General features: G+C 64.2%; 21 protein-coding genes. 12 read left to right on the forward strand and 9 right to left on the reverse strand.

The window, feature by feature from the left end:
- The first annotated feature begins 1 nt into the window (after position 1).
- Positions 2–616, forward strand: a complete 615-nt coding sequence (gene cobO, locus NKI06_RS05810; protein WP_352984434.1) for a cob(I)yrinic acid a,c-diamide adenosyltransferase — start codon at positions 2–4, stop codon at positions 614–616.
- 24 nt (positions 617–640) lie between these two features.
- A complete protein-coding gene (locus NKI06_RS05815) occupies positions 641–955 on the forward strand; it encodes a hypothetical protein (protein WP_023670780.1) in 315 nt (104 codons plus the stop codon).
- A 14-nt stretch (positions 956–969) separates the two neighbouring features.
- Here the strand turns inward: NKI06_RS05815 and cbiB are convergent, their stop codons facing one another.
- The gene (gene cbiB, locus NKI06_RS05820; RefSeq protein ID WP_352842066.1) at positions 970–1,959 is read right to left on the reverse strand and encodes an adenosylcobinamide-phosphate synthase CbiB; all 990 of its coding nucleotides are present in this window, start codon (positions 1,957–1,959) and stop codon (positions 970–972) included.
- Here cbiB and cobD point away from each other — a divergent pair.
- Together cobD and NKI06_RS05830 are read left to right on the forward strand one after the other, a co-directional pair.
- Positions 1,958–3,013, forward strand: coding sequence for a threonine-phosphate decarboxylase CobD (gene cobD / locus NKI06_RS05825; protein ID WP_352842072.1), 1,056 nt, complete (start codon positions 1,958–1,960; stop codon positions 3,011–3,013). The genes cbiB and cobD overlap by 2 nt on opposite strands.
- Entirely contained in the window at positions 3,010–3,519 is a 510-nt protein-coding gene (locus tag NKI06_RS05830; RefSeq protein WP_352842067.1) for a tyrosine phosphatase family protein, read from the forward strand. Before cobD ends, NKI06_RS05830 begins: the two co-directional genes overlap by 4 nt.
- Positions 3,520–3,528: 9 nt before the next feature.
- On the opposite strand, the gene NKI06_RS05835 is transcribed toward NKI06_RS05830, so the two are convergent.
- Positions 3,529–4,332, reverse strand: a complete 804-nt coding sequence (locus NKI06_RS05835; RefSeq protein ID WP_352842068.1) for a creatininase family protein — start codon at positions 4,330–4,332, stop codon at positions 3,529–3,531.
- Between the two features lie 53 nt (positions 4,333–4,385).
- Positions 4,386–4,769 (reverse strand): RidA family protein, encoded by a 384-nt coding sequence (locus NKI06_RS05840; RefSeq protein ID WP_023825789.1) that lies wholly within the window; start codon positions 4,767–4,769, stop codon positions 4,386–4,388.
- Positions 4,770–5,024: 255 nt separating this feature from the next.
- Between NKI06_RS05840 and NKI06_RS05845 the strand changes: the two genes are divergently transcribed.
- From NKI06_RS05845 to NKI06_RS05875, 7 genes are all read left to right on the forward strand, one after another.
- Positions 5,025–6,029, forward strand: a complete 1,005-nt coding sequence (locus NKI06_RS05845) for an ABC transporter substrate-binding protein (RefSeq protein ID WP_352842069.1) — start codon at positions 5,025–5,027, stop codon at positions 6,027–6,029.
- Between the two features lie 2 nt (positions 6,030–6,031).
- Positions 6,032–6,856, forward strand: a complete 825-nt coding sequence (locus NKI06_RS05850; RefSeq protein WP_352462786.1) for an ABC transporter ATP-binding protein — start codon at positions 6,032–6,034, stop codon at positions 6,854–6,856.
- Positions 6,843–7,694: an ABC transporter permease gene (locus NKI06_RS05855; protein ID WP_023670772.1), complete on the forward strand. Its 852-nt coding sequence runs from the start codon at positions 6,843–6,845 to the stop codon at positions 7,692–7,694. The genes NKI06_RS05850 and NKI06_RS05855 overlap by 14 nt, the downstream gene beginning before the upstream one ends.
- 198 nt (positions 7,695–7,892) lie before the next feature.
- Positions 7,893–9,194 (forward strand): cytosine deaminase, encoded by a 1,302-nt coding sequence (locus NKI06_RS05860; RefSeq protein ID WP_352842070.1) that lies wholly within the window; start codon positions 7,893–7,895, stop codon positions 9,192–9,194.
- Entirely contained in the window at positions 9,194–10,597 is a 1,404-nt protein-coding gene (locus tag NKI06_RS05865; RefSeq protein WP_352460296.1) for an FAD-binding oxidoreductase, read from the forward strand. The genes NKI06_RS05860 and NKI06_RS05865 overlap by 1 nt, the downstream gene beginning before the upstream one ends.
- 136 nt (positions 10,598–10,733) lie before the next feature.
- Positions 10,734–11,315 carry an NAD(P)H-dependent oxidoreductase gene (locus NKI06_RS05870; protein ID WP_352984437.1) on the forward strand — a complete coding sequence of 194 codons (582 nt, stop codon included), beginning with the start codon at positions 10,734–10,736 and terminating at the stop codon, positions 11,313–11,315.
- Positions 11,315–11,896, forward strand: coding sequence for an NAD(P)H-dependent oxidoreductase (locus NKI06_RS05875; protein WP_023690990.1), 582 nt, complete (start codon positions 11,315–11,317; stop codon positions 11,894–11,896). Before NKI06_RS05870 ends, NKI06_RS05875 begins: the two co-directional genes overlap by 1 nt.
- 169 nt (positions 11,897–12,065) lie before the next feature.
- Here NKI06_RS05875 and NKI06_RS05880 read toward each other — a convergent pair whose 3' ends face one another.
- The 5 genes from NKI06_RS05880 to NKI06_RS05900 all read right to left on the reverse strand — a co-directional run bounded on the left by NKI06_RS05880 (position 12,066) and on the right by NKI06_RS05900 (position 19,677).
- The gene (locus tag NKI06_RS05880) at positions 12,066–14,513 is read right to left on the reverse strand and encodes a GcvT family protein (protein ID WP_352984439.1); all 2,448 of its coding nucleotides are present in this window, start codon (positions 14,511–14,513) and stop codon (positions 12,066–12,068) included.
- On the reverse strand, positions 14,510–15,691 hold the full coding sequence (locus tag NKI06_RS05885; protein ID WP_352984441.1) for a pyridoxal phosphate-dependent aminotransferase: 1,182 nt from the start codon (positions 15,689–15,691) through the stop codon (positions 14,510–14,512). Before NKI06_RS05885 ends, NKI06_RS05880 begins: the two co-directional genes overlap by 4 nt.
- Positions 15,691–16,590, reverse strand: a complete 900-nt coding sequence (locus tag NKI06_RS05890; RefSeq protein ID WP_352984443.1) for a homocysteine S-methyltransferase family protein — start codon at positions 16,588–16,590, stop codon at positions 15,691–15,693. Before NKI06_RS05890 ends, NKI06_RS05885 begins: the two co-directional genes overlap by 1 nt.
- Positions 16,587–19,040, reverse strand: a complete 2,454-nt coding sequence (locus NKI06_RS05895) for a GcvT family protein (protein WP_352984445.1) — start codon at positions 19,038–19,040, stop codon at positions 16,587–16,589. Before NKI06_RS05895 ends, NKI06_RS05890 begins: the two co-directional genes overlap by 4 nt.
- Before the next feature lie 94 nt (positions 19,041–19,134).
- The gene (locus tag NKI06_RS05900; RefSeq protein ID WP_023733783.1) at positions 19,135–19,677 is read right to left on the reverse strand and encodes a helix-turn-helix domain-containing protein; all 543 of its coding nucleotides are present in this window, start codon (positions 19,675–19,677) and stop codon (positions 19,135–19,137) included.
- Positions 19,678–19,959: 282 nt separating this feature from the next.
- On the opposite strand from NKI06_RS05900, the gene NKI06_RS05905 reads away from it, so the two are divergent.
- The gene (locus NKI06_RS05905) at positions 19,960–20,664 is read left to right on the forward strand and encodes a nitroreductase (RefSeq protein WP_352984447.1); all 705 of its coding nucleotides are present in this window, start codon (positions 19,960–19,962) and stop codon (positions 20,662–20,664) included.
- An 18-nt stretch (positions 20,665–20,682) separates the two neighbouring features.
- On the opposite strand, the gene NKI06_RS05910 is transcribed toward NKI06_RS05905, so the two are convergent.
- Positions 20,683–22,125 (reverse strand): MFS transporter, encoded by a 1,443-nt coding sequence (locus NKI06_RS05910; RefSeq protein WP_352984449.1) that lies wholly within the window; start codon positions 22,123–22,125, stop codon positions 20,683–20,685.
- Positions 22,126–22,149 lie beyond the last annotated feature (24 nt).

Genomic DNA, 22,149 nt, shown 5'->3' on the forward strand with positions numbered 1-22,149 from the left:
GATGACCGATATCGACACAAAAGACGAAGAGCGCCATCGCGCCAAGATGGCCAAGCGCAAGGCGGTGCAGGACGCCGAGGTCGCGGAAAAGACGGTCGAGAAGGGGCTGCTGATCGTCAACACCGGACCCGGCAAGGGCAAGACCACGGCTGCCTTCGGGCTGGCGCTGCGCATGCTCGGCTATGGCAAGCGCGTCGGCGTCGTCCAGTTCATCAAGGGCAAATGGCACACCGGCGAAAAGGACGCCTTCGCGGCGTTCGGCGACCGTGTCGTCTGGCACACGATGGGCGAGGGTTTCACCTGGGAGACGCAGGATCTGAAGCGCGACATTGCGGCGGCCGAAGCCGCCTGGGCCAAGGCGCTGGAGCTGATCGCCGACCCCTCTGTCAGCCTTGTCGTCCTCGATGAGCTCAACATTGCGCTGCGCTACGACTATCTCGATCTCGACAAGGTGGTCGCGGCGCTGAAGGCGCGGCGCGAAGGCCTGCATGTCGTCGTAACCGGCCGCAATGCCAAGCCGGCGCTGGTCGAGGCGGCCGACCTCGTCACCGAGATGGGCGTGACCAAACACCATTTTTCCGCAGGCGTTAAGGCGCAGCAGGGAATCGAGTTTTGAGGGTCTAACTTCGGGAGATGACCGTTGGAACAAGCGGTAATTGTCTATCTTCTTCTGAGCGGCGGTCAGTTCGGGGCGCCGGAAGAGCGGCAATCGGTCCAAGTTCTGGAGGATCGGTTGGAACAAGCTGTTTCGAATGCGCATGTCGGCGAATTTGATGGCGACGAGTTTGGCGAGGGCAAATGCACCCTCTATCTGTACGGGCCAGACGCCGAGAAGCTTTTCCTTGTGATTGAGCCTGTGCTGAAATCCTCGGCAGTGGCCGCCGGCGGTTACGCGATCAAAAGATTTGGCGCGGCGGTGGATTCAAACGCCAAGGAAGTCCGTGTCTCTTGGTGAGTCAGGCGGCGCATCTACTGCGAGATCAAAACATCCAGGTAGATGACGACCGCGGAGAGCAATCCAAACAGCGCGATCAGCAGATAGTCTGCTATCTGGTGAAGTTTCAGCGCCCGCCGGATGTCGGTGCTGTCGGCCTCGCGGCGGCCGCCTTCGCCCATATAGGCGTCCTCGACGATGACGCCGCCATAGCTGCGCGGGCCGGCGAGCGCCAGGCCGAGTGCGCCGGCCATTGCCGCTTCCGGCCAGCCGGCATTGGGCGAGCGGTGCTTTTTGGCGTCGCGCCGCACTGCTTGCCAGGCGTTGCGGGGATCGGCGCCGTCAACGAGAAAGGCGGCGGCAACGATCAGCAACGCGGTCAGCCGGGACGCCGGCAGGTTGATCCAGTCGTCGAAGAGTGCCGCCGCGCGGCCGAAGGCCTCGTGGTGCGGGGTGCGGTGGCCGATCATCGAATCGGCGGTGTTGGCGGCCTTGTAGGCGACGCCGCCGGCCAGACCGCAGACACCTGTCCAGAAGGCGGGCGCAACGATGCCGTCGGAGAAATTCTCGGCCAGGCTTTCGATGGCGGCGCGGCTGACGCCGGCATGGTCGAGCTTCTCTGGATCGCGGCCGACGATGCGCGCAACCGCAATGCGGCCGAGCGCCAGCCCGCCGGTATCCAGCGAATCGGCCACCGCCTCGACATGTTCGGTAAGGCTCTTTTGCGACAGCAGCGACGAGGCCAGGATTGCCGTGATGATCATGCCGGCAGGAAAGAGCTGCCAGAGCAGGATTTGCACGATGAAGGCGATTGCCGCCGGCACCAGCACGATCACCAGCAGCGCCTGCACGCCGCGGCGGCGACGCAGCGCGTCGGAATCAGTGTCGCGGTTGAGCCTGAGGTCGAGAAAGGCTATCAGCCTGCCGAACCAGGTGACGGGATGGCCGACGGCACGGAACAGCCAGTCCGGGTAACCCAGGATGCGTTCGATGGCCAGCGACAGGAAAGCGATCAGGATCGACATGAAGCTTTCTGATGGAGCGATTACTGTGGTGGATCACGGTGGATCCCTTGGCCGGGCGAGGGCGCTCTTCCCTCACGCGCCACAACCTTTCGTCGATCTCTCGACAGGTATCAATCCGCACTCCTACCCGCTTTTCGAGCTGCCCGCCACCGCCCTGTCACGATTGCCGGAGGCCGCGCGCCTGCGTGAGCTGGCCAGGGTCGCGGCCGGCGCCTATGGCGCGCCTTCGGCCGAGAATGTGGTGGTCGCCCCGGGCACGCAGATCCTGCTGCCGCGCGTCGCCTCGCTGGTCAGCCCCGGCAAGGCGCTGGTGCTCGGGCCGACCTATGCCGAGCATGCCAGGGCCGCCGCGATTGCCGGCCATGCGGTGGCGGAGGTCGACGATTTCGAGGCGCTTGCCGGAGCCGAAATTGCCATCGTCGTCAATCCCAACAATCCCGACGGGCGAGTCGTGTCGCGGGAAAGGCTGCTTCGGCTTGCCGAGACATTGCGCGCCATACGCGGTCTGCTGGTCGTCGACGAAGCCTTCATGGATGTCGGCCCGCACGCGGAAAGCCTGGCCGGCGATGTCGGGCGGGGCGGCATCGTCGTGCTGCGCTCGTTTGGCAAATTCTTCGGTCTCGCCGGCCTGCGGCTCGGCTTCGCACTTTCCGATGCGGTGACGGTCGAAAGGCTTGAAACGCAATTCGGCCCTTGGGCGGTCGCCGGCCCAGCGCTCGAATACGGCATCCGCGCGCTTGCCGACAGCGGCTGGCAGGCCGACATGCGGCGGCGGCTGGCGCAGGATGCGGCGCGGCTCGATGCGCTGCTTTCGCGCTTTGGCGTTGCTGTCGCCGGCGGCACGACGCTGTTTCGCTATCTCCGGCTTGCCGATGCACCGGGGCTGTTTTCGACGCTCGGTGAGCGCGGCATATTGCTCAGGCATTTTTCCGAGCGTCCCCAGGTGCTCCGCGCGGGGCTGCCTGGACGTCAGGAGGAATGGCAGCGGCTCGAATCGGCGCTTGCCGACTGGCACGCACGGCGCGACGATGGGTCGAAGGAGATCGCGCCATGATCCATATCTGTTCGCTGGCAAAGCTTGAGGAGACGGTGGCCAAAAGCGGCGCCGAGCGCGTGCTGTCGCTGCTCGCTGCCGGCACCGAGGTGACGCGGCCGGCCTCAATCGCGAGGGAAAACCACCTGCATCTGGTCATGCACGACATCGCGGTGGCGCAGGACGGCATGACCATGCCCGGCGAAGGCCATGTGCGCAATCTGCTCGATTTCGCCCGGAAATGGGACCGCGCCAAACCCATGGTCGTCCATTGCTATGCCGGCATCAGCCGCTCGACCGCCTCGGCCTATATCATTGCGGCGGCGCTCGCCCCGAAGCGCGACGAAGTCGAACTTGCGCAGACATTGCGGACGCTTTCGCCCTCGGCGACACCCAATCCACGGTTGATCGCCGTCGCGGATGCTCTTCTCTCACGACAAGGCCGCATGATCGAAGCGATCGAGGCGATCGGACGCGGCGCCGATGCTTTTGAGGGTACGCCTTTCGTGTTGAAGATCGACGGCTAAGGCGGCCCGCTATGCCAGCCAGTCGGCAAGCTTCGCCTTGCGCACATCCTTCAACAGGGTGATGAAGCCGTCGGCCTGATGCTCCGCCGTCAGTCGGCCTTTCTCGGCCGTGGCAATGCTGGCATCGCCGACCACGCCGTTGGGGTTGAGATCCCCAGCGATCCAGGCGAAAGCGTGCGTTCCGGTGTGGCGCAGCAGCGCAAATTCGGTTTCGGCGCGGGCGACCTTGGAGGCGAAATTGTCGGCCTTGGCCATGTCGACTAACTCCGGGCGAAAATGCAGCATCAGCGAGGTCTCGACGTCGCCGCCATGGATGCCATGGCGGTCTTCCAGCTCGGTGTACATGCCGGCGGGGCGGCCGAAGCGCTGCCAGCTGGTCTTCACCGCCAGCATCCTCTCACGCACGCGCAGCTCGCGCGTGACGATGCCCATGATCTCTTCATTGCCGCCATGCGAGTTGACGACGATCAGTTTCTTTACGCCTGCGCGGGCAACGGACAGGCCAAGCTCGGTCCAGGCATCGACCAGGGTGGTCGCCGGCAGGGTGAGCGTGCCCGGCGCCTGCAGATGCTCGTTCGACTTGCCGACCGCTTGGACCGGCAGGACGCGGATGTCGAGGTCGTCGGGCAGGCGGGCGATGACCGTCTCCAGCATGCCGTTCATGATCGAGGTATCGGTTGATACAGGCAGATGCGGGCCGTGCTGCTCGATCGCCGCCACCGGCAGCACGGCAATCGTCGCCTCCGGATCGATCGCGGCGTATTCGGTGGTCCGGTAGTCGCCCCACCAAACGCGTCTGTTTGCAACGGTCATGTCATGCCTCTTGACTGTGAGGGAGACCTAGCGCGCCAAACGTCGCCTGTCGATCACCCAGCCGCAATCGCCTCGACCTCGACCTTGAACTCCGGCCGCGCAAAGCCTGACACGATCATCAGCGTCGAGGCGGGCGCGGGGCTGGCAAACAAGCGGTCGCGGACGTCCATATAGGGCCGCAGAAAGGCGCGGTCGGTGACGTAGGCGTTGATGCGCACGATGTCGCCTAGCCCCAGCCCGGCTTCAGCCAGAATCGCCGCTATGTTTTGAAAGCAGAGCTCGGCCTGCGCGCCGGCATCCTCGGGGATCTCGTCGTCCGCCGTGATGGCGACCTGACCGGAGCACAGAACCAGCCGCTTGCCTGGCGGCACCTCGACGCCGTGGCTGTAGCGGGCGAAAGGCGGCTTGATCGACTTCGGCGCGAGGTATCTGAACATGGCAATCTCCTGTCTGCGAGAGCAGCCTAAGACGTGACCGATAGTACGTTCAAGATGTGGTGCATGGCACAAGGGCGATTGTGGACAGGCGTCCAAAAAATAGGCACGATGCCTCCCGCACAGCATGACCCGTCCGGTGTTGGCAGTGACTGCCGCGCAAGCAGGCGGCCCGGGCGGTGGCATGTGTCTTGCTTCTTGGATCAATGGTGTCGAGCCCGGCGCGTGACGCTCCGGAGCCAACAAAGGGTGGTGTCGATGTACGGAAAACAGAAGATTTCAGCGCTTGCGGTCGCGCTGCTTGGAGCCGGCACGTTCGGCGCGGCAGCAAACGAGAAGGTCACCTTCGGCACCAACTGGCTGGCCGAGCCCGAGCATGGCGGCTACTACCAGGCCGTCGCCGACGGCACCTACGCTGCATGTGGCCTCGACGTGACGATTTCGCAGGGAGGTCCGCAGGTCAGCGGGCGGCCGCTGCTGCTGGCCGGCAAGCTCGATTTCTACATGGGCGGCAATCTGCTGTCGGCCTTCGACGCCGTCCAGCAGGGCATCCCGATGCGCGTCGTGGCCGCCGATTTCCAGAAGGACCCTCAAGTCATCATGTCCCACCCGGGGCAGGGGCTGGACAAGTGGGAGGATTTGAAGAACGCCGACCAGTACATTCTCGGCGACGAGGGCGTCCAGACCTTCTTCCAGTGGATGGTCATCGAACTCGGTTTCGATGCCGCCAAGCGCGTGCCCTACACCTACAACACCGCTCCATTCCTGGCCAACAAGAAGTCGATCCAGCAGGGTTACGTCACCTCGGAGCCTTTTGCGGTCAAGAAGGAAGGCGGCTTCGTGCCCAACCAGTTCCTGCTCGCCGACTATGGCTGGGACACCTATTCGACGACGATCGAGGTGATGCAGGACACGATCGACAAGCGGCCGGAGGTGGTCCAGTGCTTCGTCGATGGCTCGGCCAAGGGCTGGTACAACTACCTCTACGGCGACAACAAGGCCGCCAACGAGATGATCAAGAAAGACAACCCCGACATGAGCGACGAGCAGATTGCCTTCTCGATCGAGCAGATGAAGAAGTTCGGCCTGGCCGATTCCGGCGACACCGAAAAGCTCGGCATCGGTGCCATGAACGAAGACCGGATCAAGAGCTTCTATGACAAGATGGTCAACGCCAAGGTCACGCCCGAGGGCATCGATATCAAGAAGGCCTACACGCTGGCCTTCATCAACAAAGGTGTCGGGATCGAGCTGAAGAAGTAGTCGTGAAGCTGGAAAAGATGGCGCAGGCGCCCATGACGGCATCGGGTGAAGGCCCGATGCTGCTGACGCTGCGCCATGTCGGCAAGGTGTTTTCCAATGGCGTGACTGCATTGAGCGACGTCGATCTCGCCATCCGCGAGGGCGATTTTGTCAGCCTGCTCGGGCCGTCCGGCTGCGGCAAGTCGACGGCGTTGAGGCTGATCGCGGGCCTGTCGACGCCGACATCCGGTCAACTCGACTGGGGCGGTTCGATCGACCGCGCCAATATCGGCTTCGTCTTCCAGGAACCGACGCTGCTGCCCTGGGCCAATGTCTTCGACAATGTCTGGCTGCCGCTCAGGCTGAAAGGCGCGTCGCGCGCCAAGGCGGCGCCGGCGGTGACGGAGATGCTGGAGCGGGTGCACCTGACCGGTTTCGAAAACGCCGTGCCGCGCGAGCTTTCCGGCGGGATGAAGATGCGCGTCTCGATCGCACGCGCCATGGTGACGAAGCCGCGCATTCTGTTGATGGACGAGCCGTTCGCCGCACTCGACGAGATCACCCGCTTCAAGCTCAACAACGATCTTCTGGAGCTGTGGCAGGACGAGCGCTTCACCGTCGTCTTCGTCACCCACAGCGTCTTCGAAAGCGTGTTCCTGTCCAACCGCGTCGTCGTCATGGCGGCGCGGCCGGGCCGCGTCCATGCCGAGTTGGCAATCGATGCCGCCTATCCACGCGACGAGGTGTTTCGCACCTCGCCCGACTATGCCGCGCTCTGCCGCCAGGCCTCGGACATCCTGGTCAACGCCATCAACACATCAGCCGGACCGCACCATGACGGCCATTGATCAGAATGCCGCAACGCTCGACGCGGAAGAGGCCGGCCGCGTACGCCAGGAGCGGCTGGAGCGGATCGGCCGGTGGGTCTTGCCTTTGGCGATCATGATCCTGGCGATCTGGCTGTGGGACCGCATTTGCGTGTGGAACGCGATCCCGCAATATATTCTGCCGCGCCCCGGCGTGGTGCTGTGGACGCTCTATAGCGATGCCGGGCTCCTGTTCTCCGCGCTGCTGGTCACGTTGCGCATAACCTTTCTCAGCCTGCTGCTCGCGGTCGTCGGCGGCGTCGGACTGGCGGTGCTGTTTGCGCAATCGAAATGGGTGGAGATGTCGTTCTTTCCCTTCGCCATCGTGCTGCAGGTAACGCCGATCGTGGCGGTCTTCCCGCTCATCAACATCTATGTGGACAACCAGACGGTGAAGCTTTTGCTTTGCGCCTGGATCGTTGCGTTCTTCCCGATCCTGTCCAACACCACGCTCGGCCTCAATTCGGTCGACCGCAATCTGCGCGACATGTTCAAGCTCAACGGCGCGACGCGCTGGCAGCAATTGCGCTATCTCAGACTGCCGGCGGCCATGCCGTATTTTCTAGGAGGCTTGAAGATAGCCGGCGGCCTGTCGCTGATCGGCGCCGTGGTGGCCGAGTTCGTCGCCGGCGCGCAGGGGCAGTCGTCGGGGCTGGCGTCGCGCATCATCGAGGCCGGCTACCGCCTCAACGCGCCAAGGCTGTTCGCGGCGCTGATCCTGATCTCGCTCACCGGCATATTGATCTTCCTGGTGCTGTCGCTGGTGTCGCATCTCATCCTGCGCCGCTGGCACGAGAGCGCGCTGAAGCAGGAGCGGTAGGGGGTTGGGTGACGTGATTGAGATGCTGGCGCGAAACACCCCCCTCTGGCCTGCCGGCCATCTCCCCCTCAAGGGGGGAGATTGGACGTCATCCGGGATTTCGCCAATTATCGACGTTGGAAGACGGGTGCTGTCGGAAAAGCTGCCAATCTCCCCCCTTGAGGGGGAGATGCCCGGCAGGGCAGAGGGGGGCGGTCCTTGATACCGACCTCTGGCTCGTACCATCTCACCAACGTCCGCCTTCACCGGTCGCTGACATCAGGTCTTGCCCCCACTTACGACACCGACGGTTTCGCGCTGGCCGACATCGCCGTCGCCGACGGTAAGCTCTCCAGCATCGCCGCGCACAAGAAATCAAAAGCGCCAGCCACCGCCATCGACCTTGCCGGCCGCATCATCCTGCCGTGCTTCGTCGACTGCCACACCCATATCGACAAGGGCCAGATCTGGCCGCGCAAACCCAATCCCGACGGCAGTTTCATGGGCGCGCTCAATGCCACCAGCGCCGACCGTGCAGCGCGCTGGAGCGCCGAGGACGTGGCGCGGCGCATGGATTTCTCTTTGCGCTCGGCCTACGCGCACGGCACCAAGGCCTTGCGCACTCATCTCGACAGCGTGCCGCCACAGGAGGAAATCTCCTGGCCGGTGTTCGAGGCGATGCGGGAGAAATGGCGCGGCCGCATCGAATTGCAGGCAGCCTGCCTGCTCGGCATCGAAGGCGTGCGCGACAGAGAGTGGTTCGAGAGGCTGGCCAAGCGTGTGGCTGCGGCCAAGGGCGTGCTCGGCGTCGTCACCTATATGGTGCCGGATCTCGAAGAGCTTCTCGACAAGGTGTTCGCCGAGGCGAACAAGCACGGGCTCGATCTCGATTTCCACGCCGACGAGACCGACGATATCGCGGCGATCTCGCTGAAGAAGATTGCCGAGGCCGCACTCTGGAACGGTTTTGAGGGCAACATCCTGGTGGGACATTGCTGCTCGCTGGCGCGCCAGCCGGACCTCGACGTGCTCGACACGCTGGACAAGGTCGCCAAGGCCAAACTTGCCGTGGTGTCGCTGCCGATGTGCAATCTCTATCTGCAGGACCGGCGCGCCGACCAGACCACGCCACGCTGGCGCGGCGTGACCTTGCTGCACGAGATGAAGGCGAGGGGCATTGCGGTCGCGGTCGCCTCCGACAACACCCGCGATCCTTTCTATGCCTATGGCGATCTCGACATGCTGGAGGTCTACCGCATGGCGACGCGCATCCTGCATTTCGACCATCCGGTCGGCGACTGGCCGCAGACGGTGGCGGCGACGCCGGCCAAGGTGATGCGGCTCGACGGTGTCGGGACACTGGCAGCCGGTGGCAGCGCCGATTTCATCGTCTTCAAAGGGCGGAGCTGGACGGAATTGCTCTCGCGGCCCGAATCGGATCGCATCGTCGTGCGCGCGGGACGAGCGATCGACAGACAATTGCCCGATTACGCCGAGCTCGACGGACTGATGGTGGAATGATGGATGTTTCGGCGCTCAAACGCGATCTCGACGGGATAAAGCTCGACGACAATCCGGCCATCGTCCAGCAGAAGAGCCGCGACTTCTACTGGTACAGCCCGGTGCTGAAGCAGCAGCTCGACCACGTCACCGGCGACCTGATCGTGACGCCCAGGAACGAGGCCGAACTGATCCGCGTGCTTGCCGCTTGCCACCGTCATGGCGTTCCGGTGACGCCGCGCGGCAGCGGCACCGGTAATTACGGCCAGGCGATGCCGCTGTCGGGCGGCGTGGTTTTGAACCTTGCCGAGATGAACGAGATCAAGGCCATAGCGCCGGGCCGCGTCGTCACCGGGCCGGGCGCGATCCTCGCCGACATCGACAGAGCGACGCGCGCGCATTCCGGGCAGGAACTGCGGCTGTCGCCGTCGACCTACAACACCGCCTCGATCGGCGGCTTCATCGCCGGCGGCTCGGGCGGCGTTGGCTCGATCAATTTCGGCGGTCTGCGTGATTTCGGCAATGTGCTGCGCCTGCGCGTCGTCACTATGGAGGCGGAGCCGAAGGCGCTCGAACTCACCGGCGAGGACCTGCACAAGGTCACCCACGCCTATGGCACCAACGGCATCATCACCGAGGTCGAGATGCCGCTGACTGCAGCCTATGAATGGATCGACGTGATCGTCGGCTTCGACGCTTTCATGCCGGCAGCCCGCTACGGCAATGCGCTGGCACGCCAGGACGGCATCCTGACCAAGCTGATCACGCCGATCGCCGCGCCCGTGCCGCAGCTCTATTTCAAGCGCCACCAGAAGTTCTTCCGGGACGGGCAAAGCATCTGCGTCGTCATGGTTGCCCGGCATGGGCTAGACGCGTTCCTCGCCTTCACCCGCCGCGCCGGCGGCGAAGTCATCTTCAATGCGGCGACGGCAACGGACGAAGAGAAAAAGGGCCTGCCGCCGGGCTTCGAACTGGCGTGGAACCACACCACGCTCAGGGCACTGCGGGTCGATCCCGCGATCACCTATCTGCAATCGCTCTATCCGTTTCCCAACCAGCTGGCGCTGGTGGAGAAGATGGACGCGATGTTTCCGAACGAGGTCTTTTCGCATCTCGAATTCGTGCGCCTCGACGGCAACATCACCTGCTTCGGCCTGCCGCTGGTGAAATTCACCACCGAGGCGCGGCTCAACGAAATCATCCGGCTGCATGAGGAGAATGGCTGCCCGATCTTCAACCCGCACCGCTACACGCTGGAAGAGGGCGGCATGAAGCAGACGGATGAAATCCAGCTCGCCTTCAAGCGCGAGACCGATCCGCAAGGCCTGCTCAATCCCGGCAAGATGATCGCCTGGGAAAATCCGGATTACGACTATCGCTCGGGCCGGACTTTTTTGTTCAGGGGTTTGCAGAAAGCAGAATGAGCAGAGGTTTGAGCTTGAGCACCCCCCTCTGTCCTGCCGGACATCTCCCCCGCAAGGGGGGAGATTGGCAGCCTGAACGCCGCGGCCCGGCAGGGCAGAGGAGGGTGCCTCGCGCCCACCTCGCAAGTATTTCCCCATGAAAGTCCTCGTCCTCTACGCACACCCGGTGGAGACCAGCTTCAATGCAGGTCTGCACCGCACGATCGTCGAGCGGCTGACGGCCGCCGGCCATGAGGTCGACGATTGCGATCTCTATGCAGAGGATTTCGACCCCAGGCTGACGCGCGGGGAGAGGCTGGATTATCATAACCAACGCAGCCCTGCGGACCCGGCCGCGCCCTATGTCGAGCGGCTGCTCAAGGCCGAGGCGCTGGTGCTGTCATATCCCGTCTGGAACTACGGCTTCCCGGCCATCCTGAAAGGCTTTTTCGACCGCGTGTTTCTGCCCGGCGTGTCGTCCAAATTGGTCGACGGCAAGGCGCAGCCTTCGCTCCACAACATCCGCAAGCTGACCGCCGTCACCACCTATGGCGGCAGCCGCTTCCGCGCCATGCTGATGGGCGATCCGCCACGCAGATTGGTCAAGCGGATGCTGCGCGCGACGATCAGGCCCGGCGCCTCGGTGTCCTACCTCGCGCATTATTCGATGAACCTGTCGACCGACGAGACGCGGGCAGCCTTCATGGCCAAGGTCGCGGCCGGGATGGATGAATTCTGATGCGCGTGCTGGTGGTCTATTGCCATCCGGTGCCCGAAAGCTTTTGCGCCGCCATCAGAGATGCCGCAGTCGATGTGCTGAAGGCACGCGGCTGGGAGGTGCGGCTGCTCGACCTCTATGCGGAGAAATTCGATCCGGTGATGGGCTGCGAAGAGCGACGCGCCTACAATGAGCGGGCGCCGGAGGATCCGGCCCTAAAACCGCATTTCGAGCATCTCGCCTGGGCTGAGGCGATCCTGTTCATCTATCCGACCTGGTGGTACGGGCTGCCGGCCATGCTGAAGGGCTGGCTCGACCGGGTCTGGGCGACCGATGTCGCCTTCAAGCTGGGCAAGGGGCGCATCACGTCGCTGATGACACATGTCACCAGGGTCGGCGTCATTACCACCTGCGGCGCGCCGACCTGGTGGAGCGTCGTCGTCGGCCAGCCCGGCCGCAAGACCTTGCTGCGCGGTATGCGCGCGCTGTGCGCCCGCCGCTGCCGGACGTTTTTCCTGGCGCACTACCTAATGGACGCCTCGACGCCAAGGACGAGGGCGGCGTTTCTGGTGAAAGTGCGGGCGAAGCTGGAGCGGTTTTAAGCTTCTTCACCCTACCCCTTGTGGGGAGGGTCGCGCAGCAAATGCCGCAAGGCGGCTTTTGCGAAGCGGGGTGGGGGGTCTCGTAGGGCGCACCCCCACCCCGTCTCGCAATCTCCGCTTCGCTCCGACTGCGAGCCGACCCTCCCCACAAGGGGAGGGTAAAAAGGTGCTACATCCTCGTCCGTTCCGCCTTGGGATCGTACATCGGCTTCAGCGATGCTTCCGCCGCAAAACGCTCGCCGGCGATCTCGATCTCGTAGGACGAGGCCAGCACATCCGCCTCGCTCTCGCCCTGGCAGGGCACATAGCCCAGTCCGATCGCGCCGCCGAGATGGTGGCCGTAATTCCCCGATGTGATCGGGCCGACGATCTTGCCGTCGCGCAGGATCGCCTCGTTGTGGAAGAGCAGGGGTTCAGGGTCTTTCAAACGGAACTGCACCAGCCGGCGCGACAGGCCGGCTTCTTTTCTCTTCAGCACCGCATCGCGGCCGATGAACTCGCCCTTGGCGGTTTTGACCGCAAAGCCGAGGCCGGCCTCCAGCACATTGTCCTCGTCGGTGATGTCGTGGCCGAAATGCCGAAACGCCTTTTCGATGCGACAGGAATCGAGCGTATGCAGGCCGCAAAGTTTCGGGCCGACATCCGCCCCCGCCTCATCGATCGCCTCGAAAACATGGGCAGCCTGGTCGGTAGAGACATAAAGCTCCCAGCCGAGTTCGCCGACATAGGTGACGCGGTGGGCGCGGGCGAGGCCCATGCCGATCTCGATCTCCTGGAAGGTGCCGAACGGATTGTTCTCGTTGGAGAAATCGTTAGGGCTGACTTTCTGGATCAGCTTTCGCGCATCTGGACCCATCAGGCAGAGCACGGCCTCAGCTGCCGTGACATCGGTGATGACTACGAATTCATCGCCGACATGCCGGCGCAGCCAGGCGAGGTCGCGTTGCAGCGTCGCGCCCGGCACGACGAGGAAGTAGGCGGTCTCAGATAGCCGCGATACCGTCAGATCGCTCTCGATGCCGCCGCGCTGGTTGAGCATCTGGGTGTAGACGATCTTGCCCGGCGCCACGTCCATGTCGTTGGCGCAGAGCCTTTGCAGGAACGCGCAGGCATCGCGGCCCTCGACACGGATCTTGCCGAACGAGGTCATGTCGAACAGGCCGACCTTGTTGCGGACCGCCAGGTGTTCCTCGCGCTGGTTGTCGAACCAGTTCTGCCGCTTCCAGGAATAGCGGTATTCGCGCTCTTGCCCTTCGCGGGCGAACCAGTTGGCGCGCTCCCAGCCGGCGACTTCGCCGAAGACCGCGCCGCGCGCCCTCAGGTGTTCATGCAGGGGCGATCGCCTGACATTCCTGGACGTTGCCATCTGCCGGTAGGGGAAATGGTCGGCATAGAGCAGGCCGAGCGTCTCGGAGACCCGCTCCTTGAGATAGCGGCGGTTCTTCTGGAATGGCTGGGCGCGGCGGATGTCGACTTCCCAGAGGTCGAAGGGCGCTTCGCCGTCATTGATCCACTGCGCCAGCACCATGCCGGCGCCGCCGGACGACACGATGCCGATCGAGTTGTAGCCGGTCGCCATCCAGTAGCCCGACAGCTCCGGCGCTTCGCCGAGATAGTAGCGGTCGTCGGGGGTAAAGCTTTCGGGGCCGTTGAAGAAGGTGTGAATGCCGGCGGTTGCCAGCATCGGCATGCGGTTGACGCCCATCTCGAGGATCGGCTCGAAATGCTCCATGTCCTCCGGCAACTGGTCGAAGCAGAAATCCTCGCTTATGCCGTCCATGCCCCAGGGCTTGGCCACCGGCTCGAAGGCGCCAAGCATCATCTTGCCGGCGTCTTCCTTGTAGTAGGCGCACTCATCCGGCACGCGCAGCACCGGCAGCCGGCCAAGGCCGGGGATCGGCTCGGTGACGAGATAAAAATGCTCGCAGGCATGCAGCGGGATGGTGACGCCGTTCTGGGCGCCGAGTTCGCGCGCCCACATGCCGGCGCAGTTGACGACGATGTCGGCCTCGATCGTGCCCTGGTCGTCGCCTTGCGCCCACGACACGCCGGCGACGCGACCGGCCTTGGTGTGGACCTTGGTGACCTTCACATTCTCGACGACTGTGGCGCCGCGCTGGCGGGCGCCCTTGGCCAGCGCCATGGCGATGTTGGCCGGATCGCATTGGCCGTCGAGCGGCAGATGCACGGCGCCGACCACATCGGACACGTTGAGATGCGGGTACATCTCCTTGACTTCACCAGGCGAAATCTCGCGCACATCGACATCGAAGGCGCGGGCGAGCGAGGCCTGACGGTAAATCTCGTGCTTGCGCTCCTCGGTCAGCGCCACGGTGATCGAGCCGACCTGGCGCATGCCGGTGCCGACTTCGGTCTCGGCCTCCAGCTTGACGTAGAGGTCGGCCGAATATTTCGCCAGCCGCGTCATGTTCTGCGAGCCGCGCAGCTGGCCGATCAGGCCGGCGGCGTGCCAGGTCGTTCCCGAGGTCAGCTGCTTGCGTTCCAGCAGCACGATGTCGGTCCAGCCGAGCTTGGCCAGGTGGTAGGCGACCGAACAGCCGGAGACACCGCCGCCGATAATAACCGCGCGGGCCTTGATGGGAATGCTTCTGGTCATGCGGCCTCGCGGCGATAGCCGGATGCGAAGCGGCGCAGGCGTTTTGCGGCTTCCTGAAGCACCGGTTCCGGTTGGCAGAGGCTGATGCGGATGTGGCCGGCAGCGGCCTTGCCGAAGCTGGAACCCGGCATGACGCCGACACTCTCCTGGTCGAGAAAGGCCCAGGCGAATTTCTCGTCGTCGGGCTCGACGGCGGAGATGTCGAGCATGACATACATGCCGCCCTCGGAGCCGTGCACGCTGACATTGTTCATGCCGCGCACGGCGTCGAGCAGGACGGTGCGGCGCGCCGCATAGCGTTCGGCGATCTCCCTGACGCCAAAGCGGTTCTCCAGCGCCTCGGCGCAGGCGATCGAGATGAAGGCCGGCAGGCCGTAGGTCGTCACCAGATTGAGATTGGTCAACAGCGTGATCATCTGCGCTGGGCCGGTCAGCCAGCCCATGCGCCAGCCGGTCATGCCATGGCTCTTGGACATCGAATTGATGACCAGCGTGCGCTCCGCCATGCCGGGCAGGCCGCGCGGCGAGATGTGCTCGCCGCCGCCGAGCGTCCAGTAGACCTCGTCCGACAGCAGCCAGAGATCGTGCTCGCGGCAGATCTCGGCCAGCTCTTCCAGACGCTCACGCGAATAGACGGCGCCGGTCGGGTTGTTCGGCGTGTTGATCAAAATGGCGCGCGTGTTGGGCTTGAGCGCCGCGCGGATCATCTCGGCGTGCGGCTGGAAACCGTCTCCGGCCGGCGTCTCGACGACGGTGAAGCTGGCGCCGGCGGCGCTGAAGGTGTTGGGATAAGTCGCGTAGTAGGGCGCCACCACGATAGCGTGGTCGCCCTGGTCGAGAACGGCCTGCACCGCCGCGTAAAGGGCGGCCTGACCGCCCGGCGTGGCGATCACCTGGTCGGGGCTCGTCTCGACCCCGGTGCAGGCGGTCGAGGCCGCCGCCATCGCCCTGCGCAGGCGCGGAACGCCGGGAAGCGGGGTGTAGTGGTGGTTGCTGCCGCGAACCGCCGTCACGCAGGCTTCGATGGTCTGGCTCGGCGTATCGAAATCATGGTCGCCGACCGACAGCATGATGATGTCCTGGCCCGCCTCCTTGCGGGCCCATGCCTCGGTGTGGACCTCCCAGCCATCCTTGCCCGAAGGCACGATGCCGGAAATGCGCGATGATGGTCTGGGCATCAGGATACTCCCGAGATTTCGTGGCCGGCCTGTTCGAGCCGGTCGCGCAAGGCGGCGGTGTGGGCAGGGCCGACTTCGCAGCAGCCGCCGACGATGGTGGCGCCAGCGGCGACCCAGCCGAGCGCCTGGTCGGCATAGGCATCCGGATCAAGGTCGTGGCGTGCGTGCAGCACTTCCACCGTTCCACCATGCTTGAGCGCTTCGACAGAGGTGAAGCCATTGGCATAGGCGCCGACCGGGCCGCCGAGAGCAATCAATTCGGGCAGTGCCGCGGCGATAGCTTCTGGCCGGCAGCAATTCACCAGGCGCGCTGCAACCGTCAGGCCGTCGAGGGCGTCCGCCGCTGCCGCTATTGTTTCGCCGCTGCGCAGCCGCGGCGCGCCGTGATCGGCGAGCGTCCAAGACACCCAGACAGGTTTGCCGCTTTCCGACGCAGCGGTAACGGCCGCACGGCCTTCCTCGGCTGAGGCCATGGTCTCGCACAGGAACAGGTCGACGCCATCGGCCTGCTCGGCGACGATGCGGCGATAGATTTCCAGCGTCTCCTCGAACGATATGGTCAGCGCCGGCGCATAGCTGCCGAACAGCGGTGACAGGCAGCCGGCGATCGCTGCATCGCCTGCCTCCTCGCGTGCCTGTCTTGCCAATTCGATGCCGCGCTTCTGCAAGGGCCTGAAGAGGTCTTCTGCTCCTTCCCGCGCGAGCCGCTCCGGCGTCGCCGAATAGGTGTTGATGGTGATGACGCGAGCGCCGGCCCGGATGAATTCGGCATGCAGGCCACGCACCAGATCCGGCTCGTCGATCAGCACCCTGGCCGACCAGAGCGGCGTCGGCTCGGAGCTGCTGCGGCGGACCAGTTCCTGGCCCATGCCGCCATCGGTGAGAATGACTTTCTTCATGCTCTCAATCTTTCGTTTTTCGGATCCCACAGCGGCTCGTCTTTCTGCACGACCGCCCGAAAGCGATCGCCGAAGATTTCGATCTCGATCGCGGTATCGGGTTCAGCCAGGTCGGCGCGCAGCATGCCGAGCGCGATCGATTTGTCGATGCGATGCCCCCAGCCGCCGGACGTCGTCTCGCCGACGATCTTGCCGTCATGCCAGAGCGTCGACACCGACGGCGCGTCGCAATCGCCGGGGTTTTCGACCACCAGCGTGACGAAGCGCTTCTTTACGCCTTGCTGCTTTTCGTTCTGCAGGGCTGCCTTGCCGCGGAAGTCGGGCTTGTCCCATTTTACGAAGCGCTCGAGCCCGCCCTGCAGGACCGTATAGTCGGTCGACAGGTCGCCCTTCCAGGTCCGGTAGCCCTTTTCGAGGCGCAGCGAATCCAGCGCATACATGCCGAACGGTTTCAGACCGTGTTTTTGTCCCGCCGTCCAGACGGCGTCGAAGATGGCGGCGGTGTCTCCCACCTTGGTGTGGATTTCCCAGCCGAGTTCGCCGGCGAAGGATACCCGCACCAGCTTCGCCCAGCGGCCGGCGATGGTGGTTTCCTGATGCGTCAGCCAGGGCAGCGAGAGATCCGCGCCACAGACCTCGGCCAGGATCTTGCGCGAATTGGGGCCGGCGAGGATTTGCGTCGAATAGTCTTCGGTCCTGTCGGTGAGGGTGAAAGCTGCGTCCTTCGGCAGGCGCGACTTCAGCCATTCGAAATCGTGCCACTGCGCTACCGCCGCGGTGATCAGAGTCATCTGCTCTTCGCCATGGCGCACCACCGACATCTCGGTGACGATGCGGCCCTTGTCGTCGGCGAAATAGGCGAGGCCGATGCGGCCCGGCTTGGGCACCAGGCCGGTGACCTGCAGCGCCAGCCATTCGGCTGCGCCAGGACCTTCGAGGTTGAAGCGCGAGAAGCCGGGCAGGTCCAGAATGCCGGCGGCGTCGCGCACCGCCAGGCATTCTTCGCGCACGCGGTGCTGCCACGGCCCGTCGCGGCGGAAGGTGAGTGTTGCTTCTTCCGACGTGTCGTCACCGGGTTGCGCATACCAGGTGGCACGCTCCCAGCCATTATAGGCGTCGAACTGGGCGCCGAGGGCCTTGATGCGATCGTGGATCGGCGACAGCTTGCGGTCGCGCCCGGCCGGCCAGGCATGCCGCGGAAACTGGATGGCGTATTCGTTGCCGTAGATCTCCATGCCCTTGGCAACGCTATAGTCGGGGGCGGCCGCAAAGCTGGTGAAGCGGCGCGGATCGCAGGACCACATGTCCCATTCGGTCTGGCCCTCGGTGATCCACTCGGCCAGCACCTTGCCGGCGCCGCCGCCCTGGGCGATGCCGAAGGTGAAGACACAGGCCTCGAACGCGTTGGGAACGCCGGGCATCGGACCGATCAGCGGATTGCCATCCGGCGCGTAAGGGATCGGCCCGTTGATCACCTTGGACAGGCCGGCAGTGCCCAGGATCGGCACGCGGGCTACGGCATCGGCAAGGTAGTGCTCAAGACGGTCGAGATCGTCGGGGAAGAGCTGGAAGGAAAAGTCCTCCGGCATCGGGTCGTTGTGGGTTGCCCAATGCGCGCGGCAATTGCGCTCATAGGGACCGAGATTCATGCCGTTCTTTTCCTGGCGCAGATAGTAGGAGGTGTCGACGTCGCGCAGCAGCGGCAGCTTCTTGCCCTGCTCCTTCGACCACGCCACCAGTTCGGGGATTTCCTCGAACAAGATGTACTGATGGCTCATCACCATCATCGGGACGTCGCGGCCGAACATTTTGCCGACTTCCGCGGCTCGGTAGCCGGCGGCGTTGACGACGATCTCGCAACGGATCTCGCCTTGCGGCGTCTCGACAACCCATTCGTCGTTCTCGCGGCGCACACCTGACACCGGACAGAAGCGGACGATCCTGGCGCCTATGTCGCGCGCACCCTTGGCCAGTGCCTGCGTCAGCTGCGCGGGGTCGATGTCGCCGTCGTTTGGATCGTAGAGCGCACCTTTGAGGTCATGCGTCTCGATGAAGGGATAGCGGCGCTTGATCTCATCAGGGCCGACAATGGCGATGTCCATGCCCTGGTAGCGGCCCATGCCCTTGGCGCGCTGGAACTCCTGCATGCGCTCCTTGGTGTGGGCGAGGCGGAGCGAGCCGGTAACGTGGTAGTTCATGGGATAGTCGACGGCATCAGCCAAGCCGCGATAGAGCTCGGTCGAATAGCGCTGCATGTTCATCAGCGACCAGGACGACGAGAAGGTCGGCACATTGCCGGCGGCATGCCAGGTCGAGCCCGATGTCAGCTCGTTCTTTTCAAGCAGCACGCAATCGGTCCAACCCGCCTTGCACAGATGGTAGAGCGAGGAGGTGCCGACGACACCGCCTCCGATGATCACCACGCGTGCCGTGGTCGGCAAACCGGCCATATTCTTCTCCCAAACCTGAAGCGCGCTGCGCTTCTATCTTTTTGCTTGATGCATGTCGTTTCCCAAACCGCTGCACACTTTGGGCGACATGCATTCAATAAACAGGCGGCGAAACCACCCAGATGACCACGGCCGGCTCGCTGCCGGGATTGCGCCAGCGGTACGGCTTGCGCTCGAAGCGGAAGGAATCGCCTTCGACAAGACGGTGCCAGACGCCGGCGATCTCGATCTCGAAAATGCCAGAGGCGATGTAGCCGGCTTCCTCGGTCGGCCGCAGCTGCTCGCTCTTCATCTCGGCGCCCGGCGCGAAGATCGAACGCACCATCTCGAAACTACCGCCGAGATCGGGCGACAGAAGCTCCTCCACCAGGCCGGATTCGCTTGTGCCAAGCGTGCGCCGGCTGCCGGCGCGCACGATGACGCCGCGCTCCTTTTCGATCGGCACGTCGTGGCTGAAGAACAGGCTGAGCGGCACGCCGAATAGATCGGCGAAGGCCCTGAGGTCGCCAAGCGAAGGGATAGACAGGCCGCGCTCGACCTGGCTGACCCAGCCGACAGAGCGGCCAAGCTTCAGCGCGATCTCAGCCAGCGTCAGCCCACGCGCCTTGCGCAGCGCACGGATGTCGCTCGCCAGCAGGCGCTCGTCAGGTCCCTGCAATGTTTTGGGAATAGCTGGGGGCAAAACGCTCACTTGATGAAAATCTGGAAATGAACTTCATGGGAGCTCATGTCCGTGAAAAAATCAAGCGAATTTTCATGGGCACACAAGATTTGCTTGCGCCATTTTGGCGGTTCATGCAAAGGCTCTGGCACGAGCGGCGGGTGTGGGAATGCGGGTCGGCGACCAAGGATTGAAATCTGCGCAAGGTCTTCTCCGATAGCCGGTTCGGCTTTCGAAGTGTGCGCAAAGGGACGGCCCATGCTGGAAAAAAACCGCCTGGCAGCGCATAACGCGGCTGTTGTCGACGAGGCGATCATCTCGCGCCGTTCAGTGCGCGCCTTCCTGCCCGACATGGTCGATGACGAGACGATCCGAGCCATTCTCGGCGTCGCCGCGCGCGCGCCTTCGGGCACCAATATGCAGCCCTGGCGGGTCTATGTCGTCAAGGGCGAGGTCAAGCAGCAGATCACCGATGCCATCCTGAATTCCGGTATCCGCGCCGAAAAGGCCGATTGGGACGAGTATCGCTATTACCCCACCCAGTTCTTCGAGCCGTATCTCACCCGCCGCCGCGCCAACGGTTTCGGGCTCTATGGGGCACTCGGCATCGGCCGCCGCGAGGTCGACAAGATGCGCGCCCAGCACGACCGCAACTTCGTCTTCTTCGACGCGCCGGTCGGCATGATCTTCACCATCGACCGGCGGCTGAACCAGGGCTCGTGGATCGACTACGGAATGTTCCTGCAGAACATCATGGTGGCGGCGCGAGGCAGGGGCCTGCACACCTGCCCGCAGGCCGCCTTCGCGCCCTATCACCGGCAGATCCGGCCGGTGCTCAACATCCCCGACGAGGAGATCGTCGTCTGCGGCATGGCGCTAGGGCTCGAGGACACCTCCAAGCCCGAAAACGACTTCCGCACCGACCGCGTGCCGCTGGAAGAGTGGGTGACGTTCAGCGGCTAGGCCTCGGCTACCGGGGCCTTATTCCACGTTCATCTGCGCGCCATGGCCGCTGACATGGGCGCCGTCCTGCGGTGTCAGTCTGAGATAGGCGATCAGCGCGCACAAAGTGATGACGCCCTCGACCACGAACAGGATGCGGAAATCGTTGGTCACCGCCGGCCTGCCGCCAGCCAGGAACGACAACAGCGCCGCCGCCAGGCCGACGCTGATCGCCACCCCCAACTGCCACAGTATGTAGTAGAGCGCGCTGAAGCGGGCGAGCTGGTCGGGCGCGATGTCGGAATAGGCGAGATTGCCGGTCGAAGCCCACTGCGCCGAGCGCAGAACGCCGAAGGCAAAGATATAGGCTAGCACGATCCAGACCGGCGTTGTCGCCTCAATCAAGGCGAAGCCCGCTACCATGGCAGCAACGATCGGCGTGTTGACGACCAGCACGCGGCGAAAGCCGAAACGGTTGAGCAGGCGCGGCATGAAGACACGCATGATCAGCGAGCCGATTGCGGCGACGAAAGTCAGCGATCCCGCCTGCACCGCGCTCATGCCGAAGCCGAGCTGGAACATCAGCGGCAAAAGGAAAACGACCGAGCTCAGGCCGATCGTGTCCAACCCACCACCGGTGAGGAATGAGATGCGAAAGGTGCGGATGCGCAGGAGTTTCAGGTCAAGCAAGGGGTTGCGGGCGCGCAGGCAGTAGAAGGAGGCAAGCGTCAGTATGACGATCGCCAGCGCCAGCTCGGCCGCGATCATGCTGCCGGCGGCGTCTTTGGCCGCAAGCGAATCCATGCCGAAGACCAGCAGGACCATGCCGCTGCCGACCAGCAGGAAGCCCGGGAAATCGAACGGCGTGCGCACCGGTTTGGTAACGGCCGGAAACAGCGACGCGGCAAGAACGGCCGCGGCCAGCGCGAACGGCACGTTGATGAAGAAGATCCAGCGCCAGGAAATGTAGGTCGTCAGCGCGCCGCCGACTAGCGGGCCGACCAGCGGTCCGGACTGGCCGGCCAGCGAAATATACATGTTGATCTTCAGCGTGCGGCTGCGCGGGAAGGTCGACAGGATGACGACCTGGCCGAGCGTCCCCATCAAGGCGCCGCCGAAGCCTTGCAGCGCGCGGGCGCCGACCAGCGTCCAGATGTCGTTGGACAGGCCGCACAGCGCCGATGACGCGGCGAACACCAGCAAGGCGAAGCAGTAGACATTGCGCAGGCCGAAGCGGTCGGCGGCCCAGCCGCCGAGCGGCATCGAAATGATCAGGCTGGCGACATAGACGGTGATCAACAGGCCGAGCTGGCTCGGCGGCCGGCCGAGGCTGTCGCTGATGCCGGGCAGGGCGGTGACCACGACATTCTGGTCGAGGCTCGTCATGAACACACCGCAGGCGACCGTCAGCGGTAGCAGGAGCAAGGCTCTGGCCGACACATCGGCGCGATCCGTGGCGCCGGCGGATAGTTCTGCGGTCATGGGGATGTTCGAACCAAACGACGA

Origin of the sequence: Mesorhizobium sp. M0772, from assembly GCF_040320135.1 — a bacterium.
In the GTDB taxonomy this organism is placed as follows: Bacteria; Pseudomonadota; Alphaproteobacteria; order Rhizobiales; family Rhizobiaceae; genus Mesorhizobium.